This is a genomic window from Neobacillus sp. MER 74, from assembly GCF_023714155.1.
In genome coordinates this window covers 80,916-93,900 of record NZ_JAMAUV010000010.1, presented here as the reverse complement: position 1 = coordinate 93,900, position 12,985 = coordinate 80,916, and the positions used below count along the sequence as shown (strand labels likewise).

Here is a 12,985-nt window from a genome sequence, read left to right as displayed (position 1 = left end):
TCGTTTTTTTAACCTTTGATTAATGAACTATTTTCTAATGGAAGTAACTCTTCATTAATGTAATGACGGGCTTTCAACGCATACTCCAACGGATGTGCAACTGAGGGGTCTTGTTCTGCTTCAATGACAATCCAGCCTGAATAATTTGTTTCCAAAAGCTGATTGTATACTTCTGTAAAATCGATGCAGCCATCACCAGGAACGGTAAACATTCCTGCCAGAAAGGATTGTAAGAAAGACTTTCCTTCTTTTTCACATTGTTCTTTTACGGCTGGACGCACATCTTTAAAATGAACGTGTTGAATACGATTGATATGGCTAGTTAATAAAGTCATATAATCAGCATCGGATACAAAGATATGGCCGGTATCATACAGCAAATGAACGTGATTCGGATCCGTGTTTTCCATCAGACGATCAATTTCGGCTAATGTTTGTACGCCCGTCCCCATATGATGGTGAAAAACTAGCTTCAAACCATAGCCTTCGGCAATTTTTCCTAATTCATTGAGTCCCTGGCATAACTGATCCCATTCTTTATCTGTGAAGGATGGTTTTTCTTTAAACACATTTTTCTCTGTTCCTTGAATACTATAGGTTTGTTCTGATACAACAGCAACAGCCGCGTTAACCGCTTTCAAATACTCGCAATGTTTATGGAAAGCTTGTGATGCTGCTTCCACACCGTCGCGAATAATAAAACTGCTAAACCATTGTCCGGCAATTTTTAAGTTGCGAAGTTGAAGTTCTTTGTTCAATACTTTCGGTTCTGGAAAAAAGCCGCCAACTTCTGTTCCCTCAAATCCTGCCACTACAATATCACTGAGTAAGTGAGACAAGGTATTCTCTGCGCCAATTTCCGGGATATCATCATTTCGCCATCCAATTGGAGCGATCCCCCATGTGATTTTTTTATTTTCCATCGTTTAACCCTCTTCCTTTTTAAAGTAGGACTGTTTAACCGGTTGACCTTATTTTATAAATTATGAAGAATCGATGTATTATATATAATTGCTATCAAATTATCATTTCTTGCTAAATTACTTAAATAGTATCAACATTTAATAAAAAGATACCCAAAGAAAAGGGTATCTTTTTAAAACATTTAATTAAAAACAAAGTTTTCTAAACTTTCCAGGAGTAATACCTCCAGATGATTGGGAGAACACCTTAATAAAATGACCAATACTATTAAATCCACATTCCATGCTTATTTGCTCAACTGAGAGATTGGTTTCCACCAATTGATTCTTAGCCTGGATCAATCTGTAATTTAGTACATATTGGTGGGGACTGGTTCCTATATACTTTTTAAACGTACGACAAAAATGATAGGTACTCAAATTGGATATTTCACTCAGCTGCTCGACGCTAATTTTAGATGAGTAATTCTTACTTATATAAGTCAGGACGGCTTGCATTTCGTTTGGTACTGCTTTTGCCACATTTGCATCTCTGTTTTCAAACGTATTTCGGGTACTTTCTACTAAATTACCCAGCAGTTCATAAATTTCTAATGATATTTTAAAATCAATTTCCTGTTTCGACTCTATTAGGGATAAAATAGTAGGAATATTGTTTTTTTCAGTAGGCAGTCTATAAATACAACCCTTTCTTTTGTATAACTCGTTATACATAGCTTGCGTTTGACTACCTGTAAAGTGAATAAATTGGAAGGTCGTCTCTTCCAGTGCATAGTAGTTATTTTTTTCTTTACAATCTAGAAGAACAATATCATCTTTCGAGGCTACAAATGATTGGTCAAGATAGTGGAATTGCATCGATCCTTTTTTTATATAAAAAAAGAGAAAGGCATTCATGTAATCACGCTGAATGCTGTAGGGAACATCTACTATATATTCCCCTCCCCAGAGGACATAATGATATAATTCTTTCGTTAAAGCAGAAGGTTCATAAAAATATAATCCCTTTTTTGACTTGATGCCAGGTTCTACTTTTGGAATATAGAAGTTCACTTTTTCACCTCTCACTAATGGTAAACACTAATTAAAATAAATACCTATAGTATATTTTATACTGACTCAAAGGATAATGGTCTATTTTTTGGAACTATTCGAATACTTTATAGAATAGCACAGAGAATATTCTCTGAATATCCCGAAGTGTCTATAATAAACTACCAATATTTTCAAAACGAAATAAAAAATAGCACCAAAATACAATTTTAAAGCAAGATTATATAGAGTAAACATGGAAAATTTCCATTAAACTGAAATCGCATACATAAGTAATTAAATGGAGGTTTACCTATGAAATTATCATTTAATGAAGGAACAACATTCGAAAGTGCTTCTCTTCAACAGAATTTAGAGTTTTGTGAAAAACACGGTTACGACTTTATTGAAATTCGCTCCATTGATCAGTTAAAAGATTATCTTAAAGAATATACATTAGATGATTTAAAGGCCTTTTTTGACACCCACCATATTAAACCACTTTCTTTGAACGCATTATGCTTTTTTAATAACCGTACGAAAGAAGATGAAGAGAAGATTATTGAGGAGTTCAAGGAATACTTAGAGATTTGCAAAAAAATAGATTGTCCGTATATTTGCGTGGTCCCTTCTAATATCGATGTGACGGAAAAAGGAAAGACATTGACGGAAGAAGTAAATGCAAGTTGTATTCGAGTTTTAACCCATCTATCTGATTTAGCCGAACCATACGGAGTAAAGATTGCGATTGAGTTTATTGGAATTCAGGAAAATACAGTGAACACATTCGCACAAGCATACAGTATTGTAAAAACGGTTGATCGAGATAATGTAGGTCTCGTGTATGATACGTTCCAATTTACTGGAATGGGGTCAAGATTAGAAGATGTAACAGATGAAACAGCAGATAAACTGTTTATCTTCCATATCAATGATGTGGAGGGTTATCCGATTGGCCAAATGCGTGATAGTGATAGAGTATGGCCTGGGCACGGTGTGATTGATTTAGGAGCACATTTAAAACGATTAAAAGAATTGAATTATGATTTTGTCGCATCCGTTGAGTTATTCCGACCAGAATATTATCAAATGGATCCGGAAGAAGTCATCAAAAAGGCAAAAGAAACAACCTTAAAAGTATTGGAAAAGTACTATCATAATCAATCTGTTCATAATTGATCGTAAGGCATAAAGGATTTTTTGTAGAAAAAGTCCTTTATGCCTTTTTTATTACTTAGGCTTGGAATGGGAGTTATTCTATAGGCACATGGATAAACTCCATCGTGAGGTGAATATTAAACAAATAAGCCGCAATTATGCGGCTTACTTTTGATAACAATGCATCTCGGTGATGCATATTTATTTTACTGTTATTTTTTTAACCTCTGACATATTCCCATTATAATCTTCCAATGTAATACCTATAATGGATCCCTCTTTAGGTACAGGAAGTCCATTAAAATCATGATATCCCCTTATAAAGTAATCAGTTGCCACGCCGTTATACTTCTTCATAGGTTGTACTACCTCGCCGTTGATTGTAATGTACATATGCCACCAATCTTTTGATGAAGGTACATCAATCCCTAATTTATTTCCATCGATATAGTAGCCGCCGTCGAATGGTTCGGAATATATATCTTTCATTTTGCCTGTGTAATTGACGGTATCGATGGCTTTACCATTCGAATCCATGGTAGATATTTTTAAAAGGTATCGATCATTGTCTTTCATAGGTACTTTAAATTTAGTAGAAGCCAATTTTTTATCTACCGTCTTGGTGTACGTATCTTTTCTTCCATCGGTAAAGCTTAAGTCCAATCGGATCTTATTGCCTTTGTTTTCTTTACCCCAGCTAATATTAAATCCTTCTGTATCTTCATTAACCTTCACATTTGAGATGAAGTTCTTATGATTCAGAGATATAATAGCTGGTTTACTCTCGGAATGATCGGACCCAACAGCAGTCAGTTTAAGGGCCACGACATGTTTATCTAAGTTCTTTATATAAAAGTTGTCGCCATATAAGCCGCCCAAAAATTCCTCCTTGCCATTATTAAGCTGTGCGTAGAGATGGTATTGTTTTACCTTGTTATAATCTTCACGATCCCATACGACATTGAGTTCATTGGTATGATACCTATTATTAATTTCAAATCCTGTAGGTGTACTTGGTGTGTAATCCTGCCCATCTGTGATTTTAAGCTCACCTATATTGACCTGGTAATCTTGAACAGTGTTACCCTTTGGATCAAAGGAAAGTCCCAGAGCAGCAATTTCACGATTGGCGTAAGCACTTAAATCCAATTCCGTTGTAACATATCCTTTCGTTCTCTTCCCGCTATGTGGTATAGAGATATATTCAACTTGATCAGGAGAATCCTTAAAGATAACTCCTAACTGGATCTCAGAACGATCATTAGCTGAAGTTTTGTTATACGTAATTGAAGCTGTTGTTGTACTCTTAACATTTAGATCTGTCTTATATAGGCGCAGGAAATTCTTCGCATCTAAAGTTCCATTCACGACTAGTGAGCTTCCGCCCTTATATCCGCCAATCGGCTGGTAGGTGAATTTATCGCCATTCTCAACGGAGTTTCCATAATCAAAATCCGCTTGCAGCTTGGTTCCTTCTGTATCGATCCACCATTGCCACGTTGGAAGGATATCTTGTAAATTGATGTTTGACCATTCTTCATCATCCGAAACTTTGCCATTCATATAATATTTCATGCCGTGCCCAGTATTAAAGTTTGTAACAAAGGTACTTCCATCAACGATTGAACGCTCTGTGATGTACCTGGATATCCCTGTCCATTCTGATGCATCTTTCACACCAACATCCGGTCTTGCATACCCCTTCTGTTCATCTGTATCTGTTGGATCAATCTTAACGCTGGTATACCACATACGCTCGCGCTCAGCGATCATCCACTGATGATCGTCATCTGCTCGAAGATTCTTGCTTGGATCTCCAAGGTCTTCGTCTAGCGCATGTTGTACAAAGTTTCCTCCCAATGTTGCAAGTGCTGTCAGAGGATTCCCTGTATCTTGATCTAGAATAACATCCAGATTTCGAGTCGAGTTATGAGCTCCCCCGAAGCCTCCCATTCCTGCTTCAACACCGGAGAAGACTGTTTTGACAGGATCAATTCCTCTTCGTTTAGCTTCTTCTACGGATTTTTTAATATAAACTTGATTCGTACTATCTCCGTTATTCCAGCCGTCCGGTGAGTTCCAGTTGTAGTTCATAAAGATGGAGTTATTAACAGTTCCTCCCATTTCGTCATCTCGAACGAAAGAGCTATGGGAAGGAATAAGCGAAGGCTGGTAGCTCAGTTTACCCTTTTCATCGTCCACCGTGTCATACCACTGTGTATACACACCCGCATTTATTAATGTTTTGGTGAATGCCTTATATTTCTTAATATGCTCAGGTTTAATCGAGCTTTCCTGATTAATGAAATACCCGTCAAAGCCGAAGTATTCCTTCATTTCAATGAGCTTCTCAGCTACCGGAAACGTCCCGTCTTCTCGTTGTTTGAGAATAAGATCATAAGGTTGTCCTGAGCGCGGTATAAAAATAGTTCCTACGGATTTCACACCATTTTTATGGGCCGCATTCGTATAGGCCGGATTAGGTAAATCTACGATACCGAATTCAAATGCTCTTCTTTCCCAGGATTCTGCAGGATCATATAAGGTTGGCGGCACATCCTCTGTTGCTGTCCCATGCCACCCGCCATAGTAATCGGTATACTGCCAGAAGTTAAATAAATAGTTTGAGAACTCGTTATTATAAGGAGTTGCGCCAAAGAAATAATTATCATAATCCCCTGTCAAGTTAAAAAACTCGGTCTCTGGACTAAGTTTTGGATTCGCTTGCGTTGCAGCAAACGCTTCGTTTCTTGCTTGTAAAGGCACAAAGGCTCTTAAGCGCTCCGCATTCGGATCTGTTTCTGGAGACCAATGCTCAATGTCCATAGCTCTATATCCGTGAGTCACCGGTTGATTCTTCCCGAAGACAGCATCCCCTGTAGGGGGCATGGCGTCTCCAGCAAATGCGTGTAGTGAAGGTGTTGAGAGTGTCATCATTAATGCTGTTGCAATTGCTAGTTTGGCTTTTTTCACTGATCTTTCCTCCTAGTTTGGTAGTGTTGCCAGCAGCATTCTGAAGGCAAATGGGGGAGGTGCTACAGGCTGACAGTTCCATCATTTGTATTGGTGTTTCAAAAGATTGATCATGTTCTGTCTGGTTTTGCGCTGATACAGGGAGTAATGTAAACGTTAACAAAGAAATGGTTGAAAAAATAACTAATTTTTCATCGTTTTTTCAAATAAACCTTTCCGCATCTTAAAACCTCCATTATTAGAAATAATTTAGAATCTGCCCCTTCCTTCAATTAACAGTAAATTACCATTATATAGTAATAAAATTATGTACCCAGGAAAACTAAAATAATATTAGATTTACTGTATTTAATTAAGAAATGTATAAATAAGGGTATGTATTAACCATTCAATGGATCAATATGGTGAAGCACGTATATTTTTACAAAAGTATGATTGCTTTAAGCGAAATAATCTCATCTAACAAAGCCTATACAAAAAAACGCGGAGCGATCCTCTAGACCATCTCCGCGTTTCAGTTATGCATTTATTTTTTTCTACGCCTTCATTTTAAAGTTCTCTTCTATTTGCTCAAGCGAAAGCCCTCTTGTCTCTGGTAAGTTTTTCGCTACAAATGCCACCCCAATGAACCCAAATACAGCAAATAGGAAAAATGTTCCTGAGAGTCCGACAACCTTCAAAAGAGTAGGGAAGAATAGACCTACTATAAAATTACAAAGCCATAAGAATAATGTAGCAATTCCCATACCAACACCACGTAAGCGAGCAGGAGCAATTTCAGCAATAATCAGCCAGCCTAAAGGACCAATCGCTCCTTGGAAGAAGGCTAAATATAGGACTGTCAGTGATAATACTACAAATGGCAATACAGGTGAACCAGCAAGTGCGAAAGTAGAAATACCAATCGTAATAAGTACAACTGTTACACCCGTTAAACCTGTAAGCAGCATTGTCCGTCTATTCACTTTGTGCATGATGGACATACCAACTATAACAGCAATAACGGCGATTAATCCATTTGCGACGTTTGCAATCAAAGCCGTTTTTGTTCCAAAACCGGAACTTTCAAGAATTTGTGTCCCATAATACATAATAGAGTTTATACCGACTAACTGCGAGACTGACCCGATTACAACCCCTATTAATACCATCTTTCGAATCCAAGGGATCCTTAAATCTTTAAGTGTTGCTTTTTCCATTTTCTTTTCTGCTTGGATATGTGCTTTTATTTCATCTAATTCTTGTTGTGCTGTACTCTCATTACGAATCATTTGAAGCACCTTTAGTGCATCGCCCATTCTTCCTTTTGAGGCTAACCAGCGCGGACTTTCTGGTAAAATAACCACGCCAATCCATAAAGCCACAGCTGGTAATGTTGCAATGACTAACATGTACCGCCAAACATGTCCTGTATCACCGAAGGTATTTCCGATGACTGCATTAAATATATAAGCTAGAAACTGACCAGTTACAATCATCAATTCATTTCGAGTAACCATCATGCCCCGCCGGTCCGAAGGAGACATTTCTGCAAGATACGATGGTATGATCACGGAAGAACCACCGACAGCAAGACCAAGCAAAAATCGGAATATAATCATGATGGATGCATTTGGTGCAAGAACGCAGCCTATTGTTGAAAATAAAAATAAGATTGCTAGATACATGATTAGGCTTCTGCGTCCTTTTTTATCAGATAACCGACCTCCCGTTATTGAACCAAAAGCCGCACCTAGGATTAATGAACTCGCTACTAACCCTTCTGTAAAAGCAGTCAGATTTAATTGGTCTGGTTTAGCCATGAATGGAAGTGCCCCATTAATGACTCCTGTATCATATCCAAATAATAGACCCCCGAATGTTGATACAGTCGTAATTAATTTTAAGAACTTTTTTGGGTTCTTTTTCTCATCAAGTTCCATTTGAACTGGAACATCAGATGCTTTGAGATTTTGCATATTAAATTTCCCCTTTGTTTAATTGTTTTATAACAATTTCTTCTGCTAGATTCCTTGTTTAAGTCAGATTGGAATAATAGACTCCCATAAGATCCTTGCTTATTCGGGATTAATTTAAAACGCTTTCATTTTGCTCTCCGGTTAGATAAAAAATGTATTTTAGCTAACCGGGGAGCAAACTAGGTAATTGCCCCCCGGCCTTTATCGTATCCTTTTTTATACTAGCTGTGGTTTTTTGCTCTCATATTCTACCCAAACCGATCCGTTGTCTGCAGAACGAACACAGTTTTCAATCCAGCGTATCCCTTCAATTCCAGCATTAATATCAGGGTATACTAGATTTTTCAAAGTTTCCTCATCGCCGCGATTTTTGGCATCAATGGCAATAGCAAATTTCAGATAAATATTGGCCCAAGATTCGGATAATCCTTCTTGATGCAATGCTCCTAAACGCTCATCCGCATTACAGGTTTCATCCAAGTAAGGCATGGCACGAATTAACGTTTGAATCGGTTCTCCCTGAACTTCGTATCTTAGTTCATTTGGTTTGCTATCCCACCATTCCAGGCTTGCTTTCGATCCGACAATGCGAATTCTGTGGCCGTCCATACAGCCTGCATTAATAGATGATGTCCATAGTCTGCCAACTGCTCCGTTTTCATATTGCATCAGAACAAAAGCATTATCCTCTAAAGGAGCACGGGATCCAACAAAACTTTGTCGGTCACATAATAATTTATTAATTTTCATGTTTGGCATAATCAGCTCGGACATATAGTAAGTATGGGTGGAAAGATCACCCAAAACAAAACTTGGACCAGCAACCTTAGGGTCTACACGCCATTTTTGGGCAGCATTTGATTTATCCCCTTGTTCGGTTGCACTAAAACCATGTGTGTACTGCAAATCAACGACACGAATATCACCGATCTTACCTTGCTCAATCATTGCCCGCATTTGAAGCAGCAACTGATTTCCGGAGAAACCATAAGTTACCCCAACAATTTTTCCTTTTTTCTCAGCTAGAGCTTTAATCTTTTCACCCTCTTCGACAGTAAAGAACAAAGGTTTTTCACAAATAACATGCAATCCAGCTTCCAATGCTGCTTTCGTGATTTCAAAATGGGTTCCGTTAGGAGTGGCTATGGAGACAACCTCGATACCATCTTCCCGTTTCGCTTCTTCCGCAAACATTTTTAAATAATCAGGATAGCAGCGGTTCGCATCCACACCAAGATTAACACCAAAGTCTTTTCCTCTTTCTGCATCAATATCAAATGCACCCGCGACCAATTGATAAGCTGTATTATCCCTTAGGGCACCAATGCGGTGTTTATAACCAACCTGGCCAGTTCGTCCGCCTCCAATCATAGCCCAGCGTAGTGGTTTTACAATCTTTTTCTCTCCATTTAACATCGTAAAAACTCCTCTCAATTGTATAACTTTTAATGTTTTTTCAGAAATTTCCGTTAAATCAAAAGCTAAGGGTTTGTTTTAAAGCATCAATCGATGTTCTTATTCCTGCCTCAACGGACATTGTTAAATCTTCCATCTCTAGTGACACTTCACCGTTATATCCCATCATGCGAACAACAGAGAAGAATTCTTTCCACCATTGCAAATCTTGACCGCAGCCGACAGCCACATAATTCCATGCTCTATTTGCTGTGTCCGTAACCTCTTTTGTTTCCAATACACCATTAACAGCTGATAAATGCCTTTCAATTCTTACATCTTTACCATGCACATGGTGAATCGCTGCTCCTAGTTCTCTAGCTGACAAAATTGGATCTGCACCCATCCAGATTAAATGGCTTGGGTCTAAATTCAAACCAACCATCGGTCCAACTGCATTCCGTAATCTAAATAATGTTTCCGGATTATACACCAACATTGAACTGAAATTTTCAAGGGCAATTTTTTCAACACCGCATGCTTCCGCTTTTTTCACTAACTCTTTCCAATACGGAATGGCTACTTCATTCCATTGATAATCCAAAATATCTTTTAATACGGGAGGCCAGCTGACTGTATAGGTAATCCAGTTAGGAATTTTATCTTCCGGACTTCCTGCCGGGAGACCGCTCATCATAATGACCTTCTTCACACCAAGTAATCCGGATAATTCCATTGTTTTTTCAGTTACTTCTCTGTGCTCTTTGCCAAGTTCACCTGGATCTAAAGGATTGCCGGAACAATTCAATGCACAAAGCTTAATATTCCGCTTTTCTAATTCACCTAGAAATTCACTTCTTTTTGCTTCACTTTCCAGCAATTCATTTAAACGTAAATGCGGAGCCGGTGACCAGCCTCCTGTGGTCATTTCAATAGTATCAATCCCCATTTCAGCCACCGTATCGAGCATTTTTTCAAATGGCAAGTGACCTAAGCTATCTGTTACATATGATAATTTCATAGAATTCTTTCCTCCTCATTTTCACCACTGTGTATTTCTGAATCCTTTATTCAATAAAAGTGTTTGGTTTTTACATTTAAGGACATCTTGCAAATCAACCTGTTTTGGGGGGATTCGCTTTCATTTTCCCATGTCTGTATTTTCCAATGTATCACCTTCTATTATCCTGTCATGACCTTGTTTACATAGCTAATTATATAAAAAGAATTCAGAATAGTAATTAAATTATAGAGACATGTTTTTATACTTTAAGGACATCTTTTTTCCAAATGATTATATTTTCATAGCAAAAAACACCCCCAACATAGGAGGTGGGGGTGTCAGTTATGCGAAAATGTAGTTGTATTTTGGTCTATAAACAGAGAGCGAAACCTTCCTGGTGATATTTGCATCATAGAAGTAAAAACACGGGTAAAATATTGAACATTCATAAAACCCGTTTCCTCAGCAATTTCTTTTAACGATAAATTCGATTTTTTAAGTAAAATCATAGCTTTTTTTATTCGTTCATCTTGAACGTACTTTGAAAAACTTACTCCTAATTCCGATACAAAAACTCGTGACAAATGTCTTCCGGAAATGTGTAAATGTTTAGCTACTTCCGTAAGTTTCAAGGAATTTGATAGATTGTCATGAATATATAACTGCGCCTGCGTAAGGAGGACGGAATGCTGTTCAGGATCATGTTTATGATTACTCTTATTCAAAGCAGGGACAAAATCTTGCAAGATGGAGAGAATAAGAGAATAAGCAATATTGGAAAGCATTTCTTCAAAAAACTCATTCTGCCGCTTTGTTGCCTGAATAAGCAGCGATTTCCATAATAAGGCGGTTTCTATTACATCTTCTTCATATAAAATTACTCCGGAGCATTGCTTGGCCGTTTCCATGATTCTGATCCAGCTTTCACTGGACTCCGATTCAAGTAAATCAAAGGCAACATATAAGAGAGACAGCCCCTTCTCGCTTTTTATTTGATGGGGTATTTCAGGTCTCGATAAAAAAAGTGTATTCTCTTGGAGAGTAAAGGTATTTTGATCATCTTGGTAAGTCCCTTCCCCCTCCACTACATAACACACTTCGAAAAATGAATGTTTATGTAATTGATTATCATAATGCCGTGGCATGACTCCCCAATAATGAATTTGAAAAGAAGCGCCATTTTGGTTTAAACGATGGACATAATCATTCAAAGAAGTTTTTCCGGATAGGTATTTATTTAAATCCAATATAAGCACTCCTTTTCCAAATTTATGTAAACGCTTTATATGATATTTTAATTAAATCTGAACATCCTTGGGACTATCCAACTTATCTTAGTTATTAAAGGTTTATAGTCTATTGATTTCTTCATTATTCCGACTTGCCTTGTACATTTTTTTAATGGTTAAATACATTCTAGATGGCAGACTTACTTTTTTCAATAGATTGTTGGACAAACAAAGCTGCAGTTTTCCCCCTGACCCACCTTAAGGAAGAACCCTTTAAGAGTTCTTCCTCAGCCCTTACTCATCGCTATCATTTGCTTTTAATAATTATTATTTTGACTAAAAAGGGATTTTCTTTTCTTTACAGCCCGGCTGTTTCCCGGATGTACTCTCTTGCTTTCACTGCATATTCGAATGGATTGGCAATTGCCGGATCCTGTTCGGCCTCAACTACAAACCATCCATTATAGTTTGCTTCGCTTAGGATCTCAAATACTGGTTTGAAATCAATGACGCCGTCTCCTGGTACGGTGAAAACCCCTGCTTTTACTGCCTGCAAAAAGCTCATTTTTTCACTATGTACTCTTTCCATAACATCCATACGGACATCCTTTAAGTGAACGTGATGGATCCGATAAACGTATTTTTTTAATACTGCCAGATGATCCTCGCCGGAGAATACCAGATGGCCTGTATCGTAAAGAAGGGATACTTTTTCAGGGTCGGTTCCTTCCATTAAGCAGTCTATTTCTGTTGTGGTTTGCACGCCTGTACCCATGTGGTGATGGTAGACAATTTTCATGCCCTTTTCAGCCGCCAGGTCGCCAAGGCGAGTCAGCCCTTCCGATAAGAGCTTCCAATCTTCTTCAGTATTTACAGGTTTACTTGCAAATAGCGGTGTTTCCATTTGGCCCTGGATGCTGTTGCCTTGTTCCGAGACAACAATTACTTTTGCGCCCATATCATGAAGAAAATCACGATGTTCGATAAAGGCTTTTGCGGTTTCATCGAATGGTTTTGAAGTTAAAAAGGAACTAAACCAAGCACTTGCAATCTCTAATCCTCTTAAAGAAAGGGCCTTTTTTAAAACCTCTGTGTCTCGCGGATACTTGTTTCCCACTTCACTTCCCGAAAAACCGGAAAGTGCCATTTCACTTATGCATTGCTCGAAGGTCACTTCACTTCCGAGTTCAGGCATATCATCATTCGTCCAGCCGATTGGGGCAATGGCCAATTTTACTTGATTTGCGCTAAACATGATCATATCCTCCTTCATCTTGTTCTGAGTTTGTAATAATGGCCTATTCTTCTCTTTGC

General features: G+C 38.0%; 9 protein-coding genes. 1 reads left to right on the top strand and 8 read right to left on the bottom strand.

From position 1 onward, the window contains the following. Window positions 1–8: 8 nt before the first annotated feature. Complete coding sequence (iolE, locus tag M3610_RS17180) at window positions 9–923, bottom strand: myo-inosose-2 dehydratase (protein WP_251460921.1); 915 nt, start codon at window positions 921–923, stop codon at window positions 9–11. A 186-nt stretch (window positions 924–1,109) separates the two neighbouring features. Continuing rightward, the gene (locus tag M3610_RS28335) at window positions 1,110–1,991 is read right to left on the bottom strand and encodes an AraC family transcriptional regulator (RefSeq protein ID WP_251460919.1); all 882 of its coding nucleotides are present in this window, start codon (window positions 1,989–1,991) and stop codon (window positions 1,110–1,112) included. 279 nt (window positions 1,992–2,270) lie between these two features. On the opposite strand from M3610_RS28335, the gene M3610_RS17170 reads away from it, so the two are divergent. Continuing rightward, the gene (locus M3610_RS17170) at window positions 2,271–3,134 is read left to right on the top strand and encodes a sugar phosphate isomerase/epimerase family protein (RefSeq protein ID WP_251460917.1); all 864 of its coding nucleotides are present in this window, start codon (window positions 2,271–2,273) and stop codon (window positions 3,132–3,134) included. A 180-nt stretch (window positions 3,135–3,314) separates the two neighbouring features. Here M3610_RS17170 and M3610_RS17165 read toward each other — a convergent pair whose 3' ends face one another. The 6 genes from M3610_RS17165 to iolE (M3610_RS17140) all read right to left on the bottom strand — a co-directional run bounded on the left by M3610_RS17165 (window position 3,315) and on the right by iolE (M3610_RS17140) (window position 12,926). After that, window positions 3,315–6,086: an endo-beta-N-acetylglucosaminidase gene (locus tag M3610_RS17165; RefSeq protein WP_251460915.1), complete on the bottom strand. Its 2,772-nt coding sequence runs from the start codon at window positions 6,084–6,086 to the stop codon at window positions 3,315–3,317. Between the two features lie 536 nt (window positions 6,087–6,622). Next, complete coding sequence (locus tag M3610_RS17160) at window positions 6,623–8,044, bottom strand: sugar porter family MFS transporter (RefSeq protein WP_285851303.1); 1,422 nt, start codon at window positions 8,042–8,044, stop codon at window positions 6,623–6,625. A 216-nt stretch (window positions 8,045–8,260) separates the two neighbouring features. Continuing rightward, a complete protein-coding gene (locus M3610_RS17155) occupies window positions 8,261–9,460 on the bottom strand; it encodes a Gfo/Idh/MocA family protein (protein ID WP_251460906.1) in 1,200 nt (399 codons plus the stop codon). A 58-nt stretch (window positions 9,461–9,518) separates the two neighbouring features. Next, entirely contained in the window at window positions 9,519–10,460 is a 942-nt protein-coding gene (locus tag M3610_RS17150; RefSeq protein WP_251460904.1) for a sugar phosphate isomerase/epimerase family protein, read from the bottom strand. A gap of 320 nt (window positions 10,461–10,780) precedes the next feature. After that, window positions 10,781–11,689: an AraC family transcriptional regulator gene (locus M3610_RS17145; RefSeq protein ID WP_251460902.1), complete on the bottom strand. Its 909-nt coding sequence runs from the start codon at window positions 11,687–11,689 to the stop codon at window positions 10,781–10,783. A 340-nt stretch (window positions 11,690–12,029) separates the two neighbouring features. Then, window positions 12,030–12,926 carry a myo-inosose-2 dehydratase gene (iolE, locus tag M3610_RS17140; RefSeq protein WP_251460900.1) on the bottom strand — a complete coding sequence of 299 codons (897 nt, stop codon included), beginning with the start codon at window positions 12,924–12,926 and terminating at the stop codon, window positions 12,030–12,032. Window positions 12,927–12,985: the final 59 nt, after the last annotated feature.